Genomic DNA, 16,818 nt, shown 5'->3' with positions numbered 1-16,818 from the left:
AGAATCCCATGAGCGCCCTTGTCCGCCCCCGTGACGGTCGATGGATCGGCGGCGTCTGCGCCGGACTGTCGCGGCGTTTCGGAATGTCCGCCGCGGCGTGGCGGACCATATTCGTCGTCTCGTGCGTGCTGCCCGGCCCGCAGTTCCTGATCTACCTGGCGCTGTGGCTGCTGCTGCCGAACGAGAAGCCGGCCTCCACGGCCTGGTAGGTCAGCGCGCCCGCTCGACCTTCTCCAGCTGCTTGTCGGCCACTTCCTGCGGCACCTGGACCTGCCGCTCGGCGGAGGCCACGTCGAGGGCCATCAGCCGTACGACGGTGTCGCCCTCGCGTGCGACGACGAGGTGGACCTGGGCCGAGACGCCCTGGCCGGCGGCGGTCAGGGTCCAGCTCACGCTCTCGTCACCGGAGGTGCGGTACTGCGCGGCCCGCACCTCGCGGTAGCCGGCGGTCTGCTTCTCGACGGTGGCGGAGAAGCCCGTGGCGCACGCGGCCACGGCCGCCTTGAGCCGGGCGATCAGCGCCTTGGCGTCGCTCTCGGCGTAGGAGCTGACCGAGGCGGAGACGGCGAGGCCGATCTGCTTCTGCGAGCCGACGCCGCGGTTGACCGTCTGCCGGGCGGCCGGGTCCGGCTTGTCGCCCATGATGTCGGCCAGCGGCTGGCAGGCCTTCTTGTCGGCCTGCGGCTGGCCGTTCGGGGCGTTCGGGTTCTTGCCCTGGGCCGAGACCTGGTAGTCGGCGAGGTCGCCCTGCTCCAGGGCGGAGCGCTCCAGCCTGCTGCCGCCGCTCTTCGACGCGGCCGGTGCGCCGGGGGCGGGTGCCGCCGGGGATCCGGGTGCGTCCGCGGTCCGGCCGGCGGAGCCCTTGGGGTCCGGCCCCCTGCCGGGCGGGGCGGAGTCCGGGCTGTCCGTACTGCTGCATCCCACCGCCGCGAGGAGCAGGGCGGGGACCAGTGCGACCAGCGTCGCTCGTGCCTTCATGCGCATGACCGAGACCTCATACCCCGTGCGTCGGCGGGCAGTTGGTGGTGATCGTGGCACACGCGGCGGCGGGGCGCACACCTCCTGGAAGAGGCGTGCGCCCACCGAACGCGTGTACGCGTCGAGGCGGTGTCAGCCGCCGAGCGCCGGGAGCGGAGGCAGGCCGCCGAGCAGGCCGGTGACCGGGGCGGCGGGGTCGGACGCACCCTCCTGGGCGGTCTCCGTCTGGTTCGTGAGGGAGCTGGTGGCGCTGGTGACGGAACCGAGGGCGTCCGTCAGGCTGGCGGCCGGGAGTGCCGAGGCGGAGGCGGTACCGGCAGCGCCCGCGGCGAGGGCGGCGCCGATCACTGCGACACCGAGGGTCTTGGCAGCTGACTGCTTCATGAGGAATCGTCCTTGCGACGGGGAATTGAGCGGCTCCGCAAACTAGTCACTTCAAACCGCCACCCGCAAACATCCTTAAATATGAGAAAGCGCCCGGGAATTGCTCCTCCCGGGCGCTTTCAGTACGTCAAGCTCTGGCCTAGGCCGAGACAGAACCGCTGGTCGAAGCAGTCTGCCGGAACAGCCACTCGGACTTCAGCTCCGCGTAACCGGGCTTGATGACCTCGTTGATCATCGCCAGTCGTTCATCGAAAGGAATGAACGCGGACTTCATCGCATTGACGGTGAACCACTGCATGTCGTCCAGCGAGTAGCCGAAGGTGTCGACCAGGTGCTCGAACTCGCGGCTCATGCTGGTGCCGCTCATCAGCCGGTTGTCGGTGTTGACCGTCAGCCTGAAGTGCAGCTTCCGCAGCAGGCCGATGGGGTGCTCGGCGTAGGAGACGGCCGCGCCCGTCTGCAGGTTCGAGGTGGGGCACATCTCCAGGGGGATGCGCTTGTCCCGGACGTACGAGGCCAGGCGCCCCAGCGTCACGGAGCCGTCGGCGGCGACCTCGATGTCGTCGATGATCTTCACACCGTGGCCGAGGCGGTCCGCGCCGCACCACTGCAGGGCCTGCCAGATCGACGGCAGGCCGAAGGCCTCGCCCGCGTGGATGGTGAAGTGGTTGTTCTCGCGCTTGAGGTACTCGAAGGCGTCGAGGTGGCGGGTGGGGGGGAAGCCCGCCTCGGCGCCGGCGATGTCGAAGCCGACGACGCCGTTGTCGCGGTAGCGGTTGGCCAGCTCCGCGATCTCCAGGGCGCGCGCGGCGTGACGCATCGCGGTGAGCAGGGCGCCGACGCGGATGCGGTGGCCGTTGGCCCGGGCGCGGCGCTCGCCCTCGCGGAAGCCGTCGTTCACCGCCTCGACGACCTCTTCGAGGCTCAGGCCGGCTTCCAGGTGCTGCTCGGGGGCGTAGCGGATCTCGGCGTACACGACGCCGTCCTCGGCCAGGTCCTCGGCGCACTCGGCGGCGACCCGGAACAGGGCCGCCTTCGTCTGCATGACCGCGCAGGTGTGCGCGAAGGTCTCCAGGTACCGCGGGAGGGAACCGGAGTCGGCGGCTTCGCGGAACCAGACGCCGAGCTTGTCGGCGTCGGTCTCGGGGAGGTTCTCGTAGCCGGCCTCGCGGGCCAGCTCGATGATGGTCCCGGGGCGCAGTCCACCGTCGAGGTGATCGTGCAGGAGCACCTTGGGGGAGCGGCGGATCTGATCCGGGGTCGGCAGGTTGGGGGTCTCGCTCGTCATCTGCGCACTCTAACTCCTACGCGCGTAGAGCGCCGCGCTGACGGGGGCACTCGATATGTAACAGTGACCGCGCGGACGGATGGCGTACACCTTCGCGTCTGAGACTGTTCCGCCATGGCACAGCATGCGCCCCCGGCGCGCGGTGCCCGCCTGGGGCGGGCCGTCGGCGCGAGCGGTTCGGGATCTACGGTCAGTGGTGTGGTGCTCCTGCTTCCCGGGACGTCGAGATTCACCCCCGGTCCGGTGCGTGCGCTCGCGCGGGCACTGGGTCGGGCCGGCGGGGCGGAGGGGCTGGTCGCGCACACCCTGCCGCACGGCGCCGGGGCCGTGCGGGAGGAGCAGGCGCGGTGGGCCGCGGACGAGGCCGTGCGCCGCTACGGCGACGTGCCGGTCTGCCTGGCGGGCTACGACGCGGGCGGGCTGGCCGCGCTGCGGGCGGCGGGGCACGAGGCCGTCAACTCGGTCCTGGCGCTGGCCCCTTGCCTCGGGAGGGCGGACGGCGCCGGGTCCCCCGAACCGGTGAAGCAGCTGGCGGGGCGGCAGGTGCTGATCGTGCACGGCACCAACGACGCCCGCAGCGACCCGGAGGACTCGTTCCTGCTGGCGGCCCGGGCGAAGAAGGCGAATCGCTCCACGTGCCGCTTCGAGGTCCATTCCGACGGGCACTCCCTGGCGGAGCACCAGGCGGAAGTGGTGGCGCTCGCGGTGGATTTCGTCCTGGGGGCGGTGTGCTCGGGGCGGTACTCGCGCCCGGTGGCGGACGCCCTCGCCGCCCCGCCGCCGCTGGGCCTGCGGATGCCGCTGGCGTCCGGCTTCGGGCGGTCGCTGCGCAGGTGAGGGACTTCCCCGGGCCGTCACGGCGCCTCGGCGTACAGTGAGATGAGGGACTCGGGTGCTTCTTCGCTGGAGGCGATGACCATGGCCGGCCTGGTGTCCAGGAACTTCGACGCGGCGGACGAGACCCGGCCGTTCACGGACGGCATGGGCAGGCTCGACCTGGTGGAGACGGACGGCGGCCAAGTGGGCCGCGCCGTCTTCGAACCGGGCTGGAAGTGGTCGCAGCACGTCAAGCCGCTGGCCGGGACGGACAGCTGCCTCTCCGGCCACACCGGGTACGTGGTGAGCGGCCGGATGCGGATCGCCATGGACGACGGGGAGTCCCTGGACGTCGGGCCCGGCGACTTCATCCAGGTGGCGCCCGGGCACGACGCCTGGGTGCTCAGTGACGAGCCCTGCGTCGTCCTGGACTGGACCGGCTACGGCGACTACGCGAAGCCGGTCTCCGGCTGACGCGGCCGCGGCTGCGGCACACGCTGCCCGAGCAGGGCGGCGGCCCGGTCCAGGACGCGGGTCAGGGAGCCGGGCGTCGGCGCGGTGGCGAGTACGTACGCGTGGTGGCGCGCGCCCGCCGGCGGGCGCCGGACCGTGGCGTCGGGCGGGATCTCCAGCTGGACCCGGACCACTCCCGGTACGGCTCGCGCGGCGGAGAGCCCCGGGCGGACCGCGTCGGGGCTCAGCCCGGGCGGGAAGTCGACGTAGCGCAGCCCCGCGTGGGTGGCGCGCGGGCTGGGGGGCGGCTCGGGCAGGCCCAGCCCGGCGGCGAGGGCGAGGCCCAGCACATCCGTGCCGTGGGCGAGCCGCAGCAGCCGGGTGATCTCCTCGCCGCCGGGGCGGGCGTGGGCCTCGACCAGGCGGGGGCCGTGCGCGGTGAGGATGACCTCGGTGTGGGACGGGCCGTCGCGGTGGCCGGCCAGGTCGAGGACGCCGCGTACGAGGACCCGTACGGCCTCCGCGGTCGCGGGATCGAGGGGCACGGGCAGGTCGTGGCCGGTGGCGGTGAGGCCTCCGCCCGGTCCGGTCAGCCGGCGGGCCCAGCCGAGGACCTGGTGGCGGCCGGCCCGGGAGAGGGTCTCGACGGCGAGTTCGGGGCCTTCGAGGTACTCCTCGACGAGCAGGTCGGTGACGGCGGGGTAGCCGCGGGCGGCGGCCCGCGCCGCCGCCTCGCCGTGGACGAGGCGGACGCCCTCGCCGTCGGCGCCCGCGCGGGGCTTGACCACGCACGGGTAGCCGATGAGGGTGGCGACGAAGGGGAGCGTGTCGGCGCGGCCGCAGCGGGCGAAGGAGACGGGCCGGCGCGGGTGCAGGGTGTTGGAGCGGGCGCGCAGGGCGGCCTTGTCCATGAGGGCGGTGACGGCGGCGGTGGGGGTCCCGGGCAGTCCCAGGGCCTCGTTGGCGCGGGCGGCGGCCAGGGCGCCGGCGGCGTCGAAGCCGAAGACGGCGGCGCGGCCGTGGCGGACGGCGGCCAGCCGGCCGACCGTCCGCAGGAGCTGCTGATGGTCGCGCCAGTCCGCCCGTACCCGCCGCTCCGCCCCCTCACGGTCGGATGGCACGGACGGCTGTGGCGCGACCACCACGGTGTGCGCGCCCGCACGGCGGGCCGCCGCCACCACGGCGGGGCGCGGGCTCAGCAGGACGGCCACGGCCCCCCGCCCCGCGGTGGATGTCCACTGCCGCATCCCGCGCTCCCCCCTCACGCCGTGCTGTCACTGTGCCGCGTCGGCATATGCCGAAAGCCTCGGGACAGGCATCGTCTTGTCGCCTTGCGGGAACCCGAGGGGTTTACAAACGGATACAAGCCGGGACGAATATGCATATGCCAGCTGAAGAGGCCGGAGAGCTGAGTCCTGCGGGCCGGCGCCTGTACGCGTACGCGGTCGAGCGGCACTCCTTCGACGCGGCGGAGGCCACCGCGGCCCTGGGCGTGCGCGCGGCCGCCGCGATCACCGAGCTGGCCGCCGCCCACCTGCTCCAGCGCGCCCCCGGCGGTGGGCCGGACCGGTGGAGCGCCGTCGCGCCCAGGGCCGCGGCGGCCCGGGCGCTGGCGCCGCTGGCGCTGCTCGTACGGGAGACGCACGACGAGATGGACCGGCTGCGGGGGCGGTTGGAGGCGCTGGTCCCGGCGTACGAGGCCGGGACCGCCCGCCGGGACCCGGGCGACGCGGGACACCTGGAGCTGGTCACGGACCTCGGTGCGGTACGGGGGCTGATCGCCGAGCTGGTCGCGGCCTGCGAGCGGGAGCTGCTGACCTCGCAGCCGGGCGGGGGCCGGCCGCTGGAGACGCTGGAGGAGTCCATCGGGCGGGACGAGTCGCTGCTGGAGCGCGGGGTCCGGATGCGGACGATCTACCAGCACACGGCGCGCTACTCCCGGCCGACGGCGGCGTACGTCGAGCGGGTGACGGCGAGGGGCGCGCAGGTCCGGACGCTGGGCGACGGGCTGATGCGGATGCTGGTCTTCGACGACCACACCGGGCTGATGGCGGTGCCCGGCCGCAGCGGCGCGGCGCTCGTGGTCCGCGAGCCGAACGTCGTGCACTTCATGACGGCGGCGTTCGAGCGGTCCTGGCTGGGGGCGGAGCCGTTCCCGGCGACGGTGAGCCCGGACGCGGCCCGCTCGATCTCGGACGAGCTGCGGCAGACGATCGTCCGACTGCTGTCGGAGGGGCTGGAGGACAAGGTGATCGCGCGGCGGCTCGGGATGTCGGAGCGGACCTGCCAGCGGCACATCGCGGAGATCATGCGGGCGGTCGGTGCCAAGTCCCGCTTCCAGGCGGGGTACTTGCTGCGGCCCGCGGCGTTACCGGCTCGACCCGAGCCGCGGCCGGGACCGGGTCAGGAGCAAGGGCAGGGGCAGGAGCAGGGGCAGGGGCGGGAGCCCGGCCAGGACCGTACGGGCTGAGCCCGGCCGCCGCCGGAGCGGCACCTCAGGCGTCGGCGGGGCTGGGCGGGATCAGGCGCCCCCGGCGGGAGAGCAGGAAGCGCTTGAACTCCGCCACGGGCGGGGTGTCGGGGTGGCCGTCCAGCCAGGCCAGGCCGATCTCGCGCACCGCGCGCGGGGCGGTGACCGTCAGCTCCACGACACCGGGGCGCGGAACGGCCGGGGGCGGCAGGAGGGCCACCCCGAGACCGGCGGCGACCAGGCCGCGCAGGGTCTCGGCCTCCTCGCCCTCGAAGGCGACCCGGGGGGTGAAGCCGGCCTCCGCGCACAGGTCGTCGGTGATGCGGCGCAGGCCGTAGCCGGGTTCGAGGGTGACGAAGACCTCCTCGGCGGCCTCGGCGAGGCGGACGCGCTTGCGGGCGGCCAGGCGGTGGTCGTCGGGGACGACCAGGCGCAGCCGCTGTTCGTCGAGGCGGCGGGCGACGAGGTCGGGGGCGTCGGGGAGCGGCGAGGTGAGGCAGAGGTCGAGCTCGCCGGTGCGCAGCCGCTCCAGCATGGCCTCGCCGTAGTTCTGGACGAGGGAGAAGCGCACCCGGGGGTGGTCGGCGCGGAAGGCGCGGATGAGGCCGGGCACGGTCTCGGGGCCGAGGGTGTGCAGGAAGCCGAAGGCGACCTTGCCGAAGGCCGGGTCGGCGTCCTGCTGGACGGATTCGGCGGCGCGGGCGATCCCGTCGAGGGCCTGTTCGGCGGAGGCCAGGAAGGTGCGGCCGGCCGTGGTGAGGGCGACGGTGCGGCCCTTGCGCGCGAACAGCGTGACACCGAGGTCCTGTTCGAGGCGCACCATGGCCCGGGACAGGGTGGACTGCGGAACGCCCAGCTCGTGGGCGGCGCGTGTGACGTGCTCGTGCCGGGCCACGGCCGCGAAGTAGGCGAGGCGCGGAGCCAGCAGACGTGTCACCGCCATGTCTTCTTCGTAACGGTTCATCGACATACACCGTTCTGAGCTGTGCTGATGCGTGAGTGGATCGATTATCGCGATTCTGTGCATTGGACGCATCAAAAACCCGGTCCTAGGGTTTCCGTATGCCTCCCGCTCATACCGGGGCACCCGTCGTCACGGGTGCCTCCACCCCGTCGTCCCCGCCGCCGCGATCCGCCGCCGAGCCCCTCTCCCCGGGCCGGCCCGGCTACCGCCGGATGAGCCTCGCGCTCTTCGCCGCCGGACTGGCGACCTTCGCCCTCCTCTACTCGACCCAGGCGCTGCTGCCCGCGATCTCCGAGGGCCTGGGCGTGACGGCGGGTCAGGCCAGTTGGACGGTGTCCGCGGCGACGGGCGCGCTCGCGCTGTGCGTCCTGCCGCTGAGCGCCCTGTCCGAGCGGTTCGGGCGGACCCGGATGATGACCTGGTCGATGGTGCTGGCCGTGGGCGTGGGCCTGCTGGCGCCGTTCGCGCCGAACGTGGAGTGGCTGATCGCGCTGCGCGCCGTCCAGGGCGCGGCGATCGCCGGGATCCCGGCCTCGGCGATGGCGTACCTCGCCGAGGAGGTCCGGCCCAAAGCCCTGGTCGGCGCGATCGGCCTGTTCGTGGCGGGCAACTCCATCGGCGGCATGAGCGGCCGTGTCGTCGGCGGCTGGGCGGCTCAGCTGGGCGGCTGGCGGGTCGGTCTGGCCTCGGTCGCGGTGCTGGCCCTGGCCTGCGCGGCGGCCTTCCTCGTGCTGCTGCCCCGGGCCCGCTTCTTCCGGCCCGCTTCGCTGGACCCGCGCGCGGTGGGCCGTACCGTCGCCGGCCACCTGCGCGATCCGCTGCTGGTGCGGCTGTACGGGATCGGCGCGCTGTTCATGACGGTCTTCGGAGCGGTGTACACCGTCATCGGCTACCGGCTGGTGGACGAGTTCTCCCTCGGCCAGGGCGTGGTGGGCTCGGTGTTCCTGGTGTACCTGGTCGGCACGGCCTCCTCGGCGGCCGCCGGCCGGCTGGTGGAGCGCGCGGGGCGGCGCGGCGCGCTGTACCTGGCCGTCACCACCACCGCGCTGGGGCTGCTGCTGTCGCTGTCGCAGTCGCCGGCGGCGATCGTGGCGGGGCTGGTCCTGATCACGGCGGGCTTCTTCGCGGGGCACGCGGTGGCCTCGGCCGCGGTGAGCCGGACGGCGCGCACCGGCCGGGCTCAGGCGTCGGCGCTCTACCAGTCCGCGTACTACCTGGGCTCCAGCGCCGGCGGCACTTTGGGTGCACTGGCCTACCACAGCGCCGGCTGGGCGGCGACGGTGGGCATCGCGCTGCTGGCCGTGCTCGGCGTCGTGTCGATCACCCTCTACGGGTCGCACGCGGCCCGCGCGGAGCGGCGGACGATGGCTCCGGCGGCTGCCGCGCGCTGACGGAATCTACGCTTCCCCTCGTGCAAGTCGCGGGTGTTTTCCGGGCATTGATCCCCAGGAGCACAGTGCGAGCAGGGGAGGAACGGATGGGGGCGACACGCGTGCGCGCCGGATGGCGGGCAGCGGTGGTGTGGGCCGGGGCGATGGCTCTGGCCGTACCGGTGGTGGTGGCGGGGGGCGGGACGGCGCGGGCCGCCTCCTGCAATCTCACGGCGGGGCCCCACCAGCGGCAGGTGGAGCTTTTCCTGGGGCGGCCCGTGGACGGGAGGCAGTCGGCTGCCGACTGCCGGGCCACGCGGTCCTTCCAGGCCGCCCACGGGATCACTCCGGCGCAGGGGTACGCCGGGCCGCTGACCTGGCGGACGATGAGCACGATGCTGGCGCAGCGGGCCGCCGGCAGCCGGCCCGACCGGGCCGGGCACTGCCCGGTGGACCGGGGCCGGATCGCCTGCGTCGACCTGACCCGCCAGCTCAGCTGGATCCAGGACGGCGCCGTCCTGGTGTTCGGCCCGGTCCCGGTGCGCACCGGGAAGGCCGGCACGCGGACGCGGACCGGCGGGAAGAAGATCTACCACCGCAGCGTCGACCACTGGTCGACGCTGTACGGCGTGCGGATGCCCCACGCGCAGTTCTTCGACGGCGGGATCGCCTTCCACGCCACCGGCCGGAGCATGTGGAACCCGCCCGGTTCGGGCGGCTGCGTGAACATGCGGCCCGCGGACGCCAAGGCCTACTGGAAGCTGCTGGGCACGGGCGAGGACGTGTACGTGTACGGGCGCAAACCCGGTACGTGACGCTTGCGGCTGCGGCTGTCGGTGCCCTCCGGTAGCGTCCGGGACATCGGGTTCTACCAGGGGGATCGGCGGACATGACAGACCTCGCGACCGGCGCCGAACTCGACGCGGCGATGGACCGGTACCGCGTCGAACTGACCGGCTACTGCTACCGCATGCTCGGCTCGTCCTTCGACGCCGAGGACGCGGTGCAGGACACGTACATCCGGGCCTGGCGCAGCTACGACAGGTTCGAGGGCCGTTCCTCGCTGCGCTCGTGGCTGTACAGGATCGCGACCAACGTCTGCCTGGACCTGTTGAAGGCGGGGAAGCGCCGGGCCCGCCCGATGGACCTCACGGCGCCGCAGCACCAGGGCTCCGCCGTGCTCAGCGAGCGGCCGGAGGTGACCTGGCTGGAGCCGGTCCCGGACGCCCGGGTGCTGCCGCAGACCGCCGACCCGGCGGAGATGGCGCTGGCCAGGGAGTCCGTCCGGCTGGCCTTCGTCGCGGCCCTCCAGCACCTGCCCGCGAAGCAGCGGGCCGTGCTGATCCTGCGCGAGGTGCTGGCGTGGAAGGCCGACGAGGTCGCACGGCTCCTGGACACGACGGTGGCCTCGGTCAACAGCGCGCTCCAGCGGGCGCGGGCCACGATGGCCGGCCAGGGGCTGCGCGAGAGCGACCCGGCGGACCCGCTGGACGCGGACCAGGCCCGGCTGCTGGAGCAGTACCTCTCCGCCTTCGAGGCCTACGACATCACCCGGCTCACCACGCTGCTGCACGAGGACGCGGTGCTGTCGATGCCGCCGTACGACCTGTGGCTGCGGGGGCACGAGGACATCGCGGCCTGGCACCTGAACCAGGGCATCGGCTGCAAGGGCTCCCGGCTGGTCCCGACGACGGCGAACGGCCTGCCGGCCTTCGGCCAGTACCGGCCTCGGGAGGACGGCCGGCCCGGCCACACCCCGTGGGCGCTCCAGGTGCTGGAGATCTCAGAGGGCCGGATCGTCGGGCTCAACGCCTTCCTGGACACCGCCCGGTGGTTCCCCCTCTTCGGACTGCCCGAGGAGCTCCCGTAGGACAGCGCCGAGGCCCGTCTGCTCCAGCAGCGCCGCCAAGGTCGGCGGGGTCCGGGTCAGCCGGAGTCGGCCGCCGTGGCGGCGGGAGGTCAGCGCCATGCGCGCGAGGGCGTCGACGGTGGACAGTCCGGGCCGGGTCAGCATGCCGAGGTCGCACACGACCTCGTCCGCTCCGCGCCGATAGCGGTCCGCGAGCGCCTGGCAGAGGGCGGGCACGTCTTCCGCCCGCAGCGCGGGTCCCGGCAGAGTCATCTCCTGTGTGACCGTCATGCGGGGGTGGACCGCGGTGCGGGCCCGAACTCATCGGTGGGATGCCCTCCGCTACGGGCGGGGGCAGCCGGAGGCCACCGGTCCCAGCATGGCGAACGGGACCGGTGGGCGTCCACCGGTCCCGTTCAGTCGCACGAGTGGGTGCAGGTCAGGCGATGCGGTCGAGCACGATCGGCGCGGCGGTGAACGGGGTGCCGGCCGGGGAGATGTCGTACGAGCCCTCCAGCGAGGCCAGCGCGTAGGCGAACTTCTCCGGGGTGTCGGTGTGCAGGGTCAGCAGCGGCTGGCCCGCGGTCACCGTGTCGCCCGGCTTGGCGTGCAGTTCGATGCCCGCGCCGGCCTGCACCGGGTCCTCCTTGCGGGCGCGGCCGGCGCCCAGGCGCCAGGCGCCGACGCCCACCGCGTACGCGTCGAGGCGGGTCAGGACGCCCGAGGCCGGGGCCGTCACCACGTGCTGCTCGCGGGCCACGGGGAGCGCCGCGTCCGGGTCGCCGCCCTGGGCGGCGATCATCCGCCGCCAGTGGTCCATCGCGGAGCCGTCGGCCAGCGCCTTGGCGGGGTCGGCGTCCTTGATGCCCGCCGCGTCCAGCATCTCCCTGGCCAGGGCGATCGTCAGCTCGACCACGTCGGCGGGGCCGCCGCCCGCGAGGACCTCGACCGACTCGCGGACCTCCAGCGCGTTTCCGGCCGTCAGGCCCAGCGGCGTGGACATGTCCGTCAGCAGGGCGACGGTCTTGACGCCCGAGTCGGTGCCGAGGCCCACCATCGTGCGCGCGAGCTCGCGGGCGTCCTCGATGTTCTTCATGAAGGCGCCGCTGCCGACCTTCACGTCCAGCACGAGGGAGCCCGTACCCTCGGCGATCTTCTTCGACATGATCGAGGAGGCGATCAGCGGGATGGCCTCGACGGTGCCGGTCACATCGCGCAGGGCGTAGAGCTTCTTGTCCGCGGGGGCCAGGCCGTCGCCCGCCGCGCAGATGACCGCGCCGGTGGTGTCCAGGACGTGCAGCATCTCCTCGTTGGAGAGCAGCGCGCGCCAGCCGGGGATGGACTCCAGCTTGTCCAGGGTGCCGCCGGTGTGGCCGAGCCCGCGGCCGGAGAGCTGCGGCACGGCCGCGCCGCAGGCGGCGACGAGCGGGGCCAGCGGGAGGGTGATCTTGTCGCCGACGCCGCCGGTGGAGTGCTTGTCGGCGGTCGGCCGGGAGAGGGAGTCGAAGTTCATGCGCTCGCCCGAGGCGATCATCGCGGCGGTCCAGCGGGCGATCTCGGTCCGGTTCATCCCGTTCAGCAGGATGGCCATCGCCAGCGCCGACATCTGCTCGTCGGCGACGACACCGCGCGTGTACGCGTCGATGACCCAGTCGATCTGCTCGGGGCTCAGCTCACCGCGGTCCCGCTTGGTCCGGATGACGGAGATGACGTCCATGAGGTGACTTCCTTCTACGCGCATAGAGAGAGGGGGGTTGGGGAGGGGGGTGTCACAGGGAGCAGGGGAAGGACGACGGCCCTCCGCCCCGGACGGGGGGCGGAGGGCCGTCGGCACGGCTATCTCAGGTGGCCGGGCCCGAAGGCCTGCGGCAGCATCGCGCTCAGCGGGAGGATGCCCTCCGGCGTCTCCACCAGCAGCTCCGGGCCGCCGAACTCGTACAGCAGCTGGCGGCAGCGGCCGCACGGGACCAGGCTCTCGCCCTTGCCGTCCACGCACGTGAAGTGGGTGAGGCGGCCGCCGCCGGTGGCCTGCAGCGCGGAGACCAGCCCGCACTCGGCGCACAGGCCCAGCCCGTAGCTCGCGTTCTCGACGTTGCAGCCGGTCACGACGCGGCCGTCGTCCACGAGGGCGGCGACCCCGACCGGGAAGCCCGAGTACGGCGCGTACGCGCGGGACATCGCGTCCCGGGCCGCCACCCGCAGGGCCTCCCAGTCGACGGCCGGAGCCGGAGCCGGGCTCGTCACTTGCCCTGCCCCTTGCGGTACGGCAGGCCGTCCGCCTTGGGCATCCGCAGGCGCTGCGCCGACAGCGCGAGCACCAGCAGCGTCGTCACGTACGGGGCCGCGTCGACGAACTGGCTCGGTACCTGGTCGGTCATGGCGTACCAGACGAACAGCAGGGCGGCGAGGAGGCCGGCGATGCCCGCCTGGACGTACTTCTTCTTGTAGATCTGCCAGCCGGCGGCGAGCACCAGCAGGATGGCGATCAGCAGCAGCATCGCGTGGACGTTCTCGGCGCCGCCGCGCAGCTTGAGGCTGTCGATGAAGCCGAACAGGCCCGCGCCGAGCGCCATGCCGCCGGGCATCCAGTTGCCGAAGATCATCGCGGCGAGGCCGATGTAGCCGCGGCCGCCGGTCTGGCCCTCCTGGTAGATCGGGCTGGCGACGATCGACAGGAACACGCCGCCGAGGCCGGCGAGGGCGCCCGAGACGATCACGGCGATGTACTTGTACTTGTAGACGTTGACGCCGAGGGACTCGGCGGCGACCGGGTTCTCGCCGCAGGAGCGCAGCCGCAGACCGAAGGTCGTGCGCCACAGGACCCACCAGGTGCCCGGGATCAGCAGCAGGGCCACGACGGTCAGCAGGGACAGCTCGGTGACCAGGCCGCCGATGACTCCGGCGAGGTCGGAGACGAAGAACCAGTGCTTGCCCTGGAGGTCGGTCATCCAGTCCGACAGGCCCGGGACGGTGATCTTGTAGATCGGCTCGACCTGCGGGGACTGCTTGGAGGAGCCGCCCGGCGCCTCGGCGAACGTGAAGTTCGACAGGTACTGGGTGAAGCCCAGGGCCAGGATGTTGATGGCCACACCGGAGACGATGTGGTTGACGTTGAAGGTGATCGTGATGATCGCGTGCAGCAGGCCGCCGACTGCGGCGCCGGCGATGCCGACGAGGACGCCGGTCCACGGACCCCACTGGTAGCCCGCCCAGGCACCGAACCAGGTGCCGAGGATCATCATGCCTTCGAGGCCGATGTTGACGACGCCGGCGCGCTCCGACCACAGACCGCCGAGACCGGCGAGGCCGATCGGCACGGCGAGCGAGAGGGCACCGGAGACCTGGCCGACCGAGGTCAGGTCGTCGGCCCCGCTGATCACGCGGACCAGCGAGACCAGCGCGAGGCCGCCCGCGATGATCAGCATGATCCAGGGCAGGGTGAGCTTCTTGCGGCCACCGGACTTCTTCGGTGCGGCGGCCGTCGCGGAAACGGTGCTGGTGCTCACGCCGCGACCTCCTTGTCGGTCTTGATGGCGCCGCCGGCGGCGAGTTCCTCGCCGACCTTCTGCTGCTGGCGGCGGATCCCGTAGCGGCGGACGAGTTCGTACGAGACGACGACCGCGATCACGATCAGGCCCTTCATGATCGTGCCGATCTCCTTCGCGTACCCCTCGGTGTCGAGCGAGGCGGAGGCCTTGTCGATGAAGGCCATCAGGAACGCGGCGAGGAGGATGCCGACCGGGCTGTTGCGGCCGAGCAGCGCGATGGTGATGCCGGTGAAGCCGACGCCGACCGGGAAGGACAGGCTGTACGTGTGGCTCTCGCCCAGCAGGACGGGCATGCCCGCGAGGCCGGCGACCGCGCCGGAGATGAGCATCGAGGTGATGATCATCTTCTTGGCGTCCACACCGGAGGCCTGCGCGGCGGACTCGCTGGCACCGGTGGCGCGCAGGTCGAAGCCGAAGCGGGTGCGGTTGAGGACGAACCAGTAGACGACGCCGAGCGCCAGCGAGACGAAGGTGAAGCCGTAGACCTCCAGGCCGTCACCCAGCGCCAGCGCGGGGAACCAGCCGGAATCGGCGATGTCGCCGGTGGTCAGGGTGTTGGAGCCGGCCGGCTGGACGCCGAGGTTCTTCGGCAGGATCATCCAGGCGATCAGGCTGGTCGCGATCGCGTTCAGCATGATCGTGGAGACGACCTCGCTGACGCCGCGCTTGGCCTTCAGCACACCGGCGATACCGGCCCAGAACGCACCGACCAGCATCGCGACGAACACGATCAGCAGGATGTGCAGCGGGCCCGGGAGCGTGACGGCCGCGCCGACCACCGCGGAGAGCATCGCCGCGAGGCGGTACTGGCCGTCGACACCGATGTTGAAGAGGTTCATCCGGAAGCCGATGGCCACGGCCAGGGCTGCCAGGTAGTACGTGCCGGTCTGGTTCACGATGAGGACCTGGACGTCCTCGTAGCCGGCGTTCTCCACCATGATGCGCATCGGCTCGATCGGGTTCACACCCGTGGCCGCGAGCACGACCATGGTGAGTGCGAACGCGCTGACCAGCGCGAGCACGGGGCCGGCGATGCCGAGCAGCAGCCGGTCCTTGTCGAATGTCTTCATCGGGCCTCGTCCTCCGGCGAATCGGTGACCGCGTCGGTCCCGGCGGAGTGGTTGTCGGATGCTTCCAGGTGCCCGGAGGCGGCGCCCGTCATGGCGGTGCCGAGGTCCTCGGGGGTGACGGTCGCGGGGTCGGCGTCCGCCACCAGGCGGCCGCGGTAGATGACGCGCAGGGTGTCGGACAGGCCGATCAGCTCGTCGAGGTCGGCCGAGATCAGGAGCACGGCCAGGCCCTCGCGGCGGGCGTCGCGGATCGCGTCCCAGATCTGCGACTGCGCGCCGACGTCCACACCGCGGGTGGGGTGGGCGGCGATGAGGAACTTGGGGTTGTGGCTCATCTCGCGGCCGACGATCAGCTTCTGCTGGTTGCCGCCGGAGAGCGAGGCCGCGGTGACCTCGATGCCGGGCGTGCGGACGTCGTACTCGCGCACGATCCGCTCGGTGTCCTTGCGGGCGGCCCTCGGGTCGAGGATGCCGCGCTTGGAGTTGGGGGCCTCGGTGACGTGGCCGAGGATGCGGTTCTCCCACAGCGGGGACTCCAGCAGCAGGCCGTGGCGGTGGCGGTCCTCGGGGATGTACCCGATGCCCCCCTCCCGGCGCTTGCGCGTGGGCGCGGTGGAGATGTCCGTGCCGTCCAGCGTGATGGTGCCGCCGTCCGGGATGCTCATGCCCATGAGGGCTTCGATGAGCTCGGTCTGGCCGTTGCCCTCGACGCCGGCGATGCCGAGCACCTCACCCTTGTGGATGGTGAAGTCGATGCCGGCCAGCACCTCGCGGACGACGCCGTCCGGGTCGGTGGCGGCCAGGCGCAGGTCGGAGACCTTGAGCATCGGGGTGGTGGTCACCGTGGACTCGCGGGTCTCGGGCGACGGGAGTTCGGAGCCGACCATCAGCTCGGCGAGCTGCTTGGTCGTGGCGCTTTTCGGGTCGGCGGTGCCGACCGTCGTGCCCCGGCGGATGACGGTGATGTCGTCCGCGACCTTCAGCACCTCGCCCAGCTTGTGCGAGATGAAGATGACGGTCAGGCCCTCGGCCTTGAGCTCGCGCAGGTTGTCGAAGAGCGCGTCCACCTCCTGCGGCACGAGCACGGCGGTCGGCTCGTCGAGGATGAGGATCTTCGCGCCCCGGTAGAGGACCTTGAGGATCTCCACGCGCTGCCGGTCGGCGACTCCGAGGTCCTCCACGAGGGCGTCGGGACGCACGCCGAGGCCGTACGCGTCCGAGATCTCCTGGATCTTCTTGCGGGCCTTGGCGCCGATGCCGTGGATCTTCTCGCCGCCGAGAACGACGTTCTCCAGGACGGTGAGGTTGTCGGCGAGCATGAAGTGCTGGTGCACCATGCCGATGCCGCGGGCAATGGCGTCGCCGGGGCTGTGGAAGGAGACCTGCTCCCCGTCGATGGCGATGGTGCCCTCGTCCGGCTTCTGCATGCCGTAGAGGATCTTCATCAGGGTCGACTTGCCGGCGCCGTTCTCGCCGATCAAGGCATGGACGGTGCCCTTGCGGACACTGATCGCGATGTCCTTGTTGGCGACGACGCCGGGGAAGCGCTTGGTGATGCCGTGCAGTTCTACGGCGAGGGGCGGGCTGGACGCGTTGATGACGCACTCTCCTTGGCGCGGAAGGAGCGG

Annotated in this window: 18 protein-coding genes; 7 read left to right on the top strand and 11 right to left on the bottom strand. The window is 72.5% G+C overall.

Translation table 11 applies throughout. From position 1 onward, the window contains the following. Positions 1–8: 8 nt before the first annotated feature. Positions 9–209, top strand: a complete 201-nt coding sequence (locus ACFWUQ_RS08555; protein WP_384534702.1) for a PspC domain-containing protein — start codon at positions 9–11, stop codon at positions 207–209. A 1-nt stretch (position 210) separates the two neighbouring features. On the opposite strand, the gene ACFWUQ_RS08550 is transcribed toward ACFWUQ_RS08555, so the two are convergent. The 3 genes from ACFWUQ_RS08550 to ACFWUQ_RS08540 all read right to left on the bottom strand — a co-directional run bounded on the left by ACFWUQ_RS08550 (position 211) and on the right by ACFWUQ_RS08540 (position 2,650). Further along, positions 211–978 carry a hypothetical protein gene (locus ACFWUQ_RS08550; RefSeq protein ID WP_384534699.1) on the bottom strand — a complete coding sequence of 256 codons (768 nt, stop codon included), beginning with the start codon at positions 976–978 and terminating at the stop codon, positions 211–213. 132 nt (positions 979–1,110) lie between these two features. Then, positions 1,111–1,362: a hypothetical protein gene (locus tag ACFWUQ_RS08545; RefSeq protein ID WP_384534696.1), complete on the bottom strand. Its 252-nt coding sequence runs from the start codon at positions 1,360–1,362 to the stop codon at positions 1,111–1,113. 139 nt (positions 1,363–1,501) lie between these two features. Continuing rightward, a complete protein-coding gene (locus ACFWUQ_RS08540) occupies positions 1,502–2,650 on the bottom strand; it encodes an adenosine deaminase (RefSeq protein WP_384534694.1) in 1,149 nt (382 codons plus the stop codon). Between the two features lie 114 nt (positions 2,651–2,764). On the opposite strand from ACFWUQ_RS08540, the gene ACFWUQ_RS08535 reads away from it, so the two are divergent. Beyond that, on the top strand, positions 2,765–3,487 hold the full coding sequence (locus tag ACFWUQ_RS08535) for an alpha/beta hydrolase (protein WP_384534691.1): 723 nt from the start codon (positions 2,765–2,767) through the stop codon (positions 3,485–3,487). 81 nt (positions 3,488–3,568) lie between these two features. Then, on the top strand, positions 3,569–3,940 hold the full coding sequence (locus tag ACFWUQ_RS08530) for a cupin domain-containing protein (protein WP_384534829.1): 372 nt from the start codon (positions 3,569–3,571) through the stop codon (positions 3,938–3,940). On the opposite strand, the gene ACFWUQ_RS08525 is transcribed toward ACFWUQ_RS08530, so the two are convergent. Continuing rightward, positions 3,916–5,166 carry an ATP-grasp domain-containing protein gene (locus ACFWUQ_RS08525; protein ID WP_384534688.1) on the bottom strand — a complete coding sequence of 417 codons (1,251 nt, stop codon included), beginning with the start codon at positions 5,164–5,166 and terminating at the stop codon, positions 3,916–3,918. The genes ACFWUQ_RS08530 and ACFWUQ_RS08525 overlap by 25 nt on opposite strands. A gap of 137 nt (positions 5,167–5,303) precedes the next feature. On the opposite strand from ACFWUQ_RS08525, the gene ACFWUQ_RS08520 reads away from it, so the two are divergent. Then, a complete protein-coding gene (locus ACFWUQ_RS08520) occupies positions 5,304–6,389 on the top strand; it encodes a LuxR C-terminal-related transcriptional regulator (RefSeq protein WP_384534685.1) in 1,086 nt (361 codons plus the stop codon). A 25-nt stretch (positions 6,390–6,414) separates the two neighbouring features. On the opposite strand, the gene ACFWUQ_RS08515 is transcribed toward ACFWUQ_RS08520, so the two are convergent. Beyond that, positions 6,415–7,353, bottom strand: coding sequence for a LysR family transcriptional regulator (locus ACFWUQ_RS08515; protein ID WP_384534683.1), 939 nt, complete (start codon positions 7,351–7,353; stop codon positions 6,415–6,417). 98 nt (positions 7,354–7,451) lie between these two features. On the opposite strand from ACFWUQ_RS08515, the gene ACFWUQ_RS08510 reads away from it, so the two are divergent. The 3 genes from ACFWUQ_RS08510 to ACFWUQ_RS08500 all read left to right on the top strand — a co-directional run bounded on the left by ACFWUQ_RS08510 (position 7,452) and on the right by ACFWUQ_RS08500 (position 10,593). Next, positions 7,452–8,744: an MFS transporter gene (locus ACFWUQ_RS08510; protein ID WP_384534681.1), complete on the top strand. Its 1,293-nt coding sequence runs from the start codon at positions 7,452–7,454 to the stop codon at positions 8,742–8,744. Positions 8,745–8,887: 143 nt separating this feature from the next. After that, a complete protein-coding gene (locus ACFWUQ_RS08505; protein ID WP_384534826.1) occupies positions 8,888–9,538 on the top strand; it encodes a L,D-transpeptidase family protein in 651 nt (216 codons plus the stop codon). 74 nt (positions 9,539–9,612) lie between these two features. Then, positions 9,613–10,593 carry a sigma-70 family RNA polymerase sigma factor gene (locus tag ACFWUQ_RS08500; protein ID WP_384534678.1) on the top strand — a complete coding sequence of 327 codons (981 nt, stop codon included), beginning with the start codon at positions 9,613–9,615 and terminating at the stop codon, positions 10,591–10,593. On the opposite strand, the gene ACFWUQ_RS08495 is transcribed toward ACFWUQ_RS08500, so the two are convergent. From ACFWUQ_RS08495 to ACFWUQ_RS08470, 6 genes are all read right to left on the bottom strand, one after another. Further along, positions 10,507–10,845, bottom strand: a complete 339-nt coding sequence (locus ACFWUQ_RS08495) for an STAS domain-containing protein (RefSeq protein ID WP_384534676.1) — start codon at positions 10,843–10,845, stop codon at positions 10,507–10,509. The two genes, ACFWUQ_RS08500 and ACFWUQ_RS08495, sit on opposite strands and share 87 nt — an antisense overlap. A gap of 166 nt (positions 10,846–11,011) precedes the next feature. Next, complete coding sequence (locus ACFWUQ_RS08490) at positions 11,012–12,289, bottom strand: thymidine phosphorylase (protein ID WP_384534673.1); 1,278 nt, start codon at positions 12,287–12,289, stop codon at positions 11,012–11,014. A 119-nt stretch (positions 12,290–12,408) separates the two neighbouring features. Then, positions 12,409–12,816, bottom strand: coding sequence for a cytidine deaminase (locus tag ACFWUQ_RS08485; protein WP_384534670.1), 408 nt, complete (start codon positions 12,814–12,816; stop codon positions 12,409–12,411). Then, complete coding sequence (locus tag ACFWUQ_RS08480) at positions 12,813–14,078, bottom strand: ABC transporter permease (RefSeq protein WP_384534667.1); 1,266 nt, start codon at positions 14,076–14,078, stop codon at positions 12,813–12,815. The genes ACFWUQ_RS08485 and ACFWUQ_RS08480 overlap by 4 nt, the downstream gene beginning before the upstream one ends. Next, entirely contained in the window at positions 14,075–15,190 is a 1,116-nt protein-coding gene (locus ACFWUQ_RS08475) for an ABC transporter permease (RefSeq protein ID WP_384534666.1), read from the bottom strand. The genes ACFWUQ_RS08480 and ACFWUQ_RS08475 overlap by 4 nt, the downstream gene beginning before the upstream one ends. Then, the gene (locus tag ACFWUQ_RS08470; RefSeq protein WP_384534824.1) at positions 15,187–16,755 is read right to left on the bottom strand and encodes an ABC transporter ATP-binding protein; all 1,569 of its coding nucleotides are present in this window, start codon (positions 16,753–16,755) and stop codon (positions 15,187–15,189) included. The genes ACFWUQ_RS08475 and ACFWUQ_RS08470 overlap by 4 nt, the downstream gene beginning before the upstream one ends. Between the last annotated feature and the right edge of the window lie 63 nt (positions 16,756–16,818).

Source organism: Streptomyces sp. NPDC058662 (assembly GCF_042716255.1).
Classification (GTDB): Bacteria; Actinomycetota; Actinomycetes; order Streptomycetales; family Streptomycetaceae; genus Streptomyces.
Note: the sequence above shows the minus strand (reverse complement) of the source record. Positions and strands in the feature narration are given on the sequence as shown.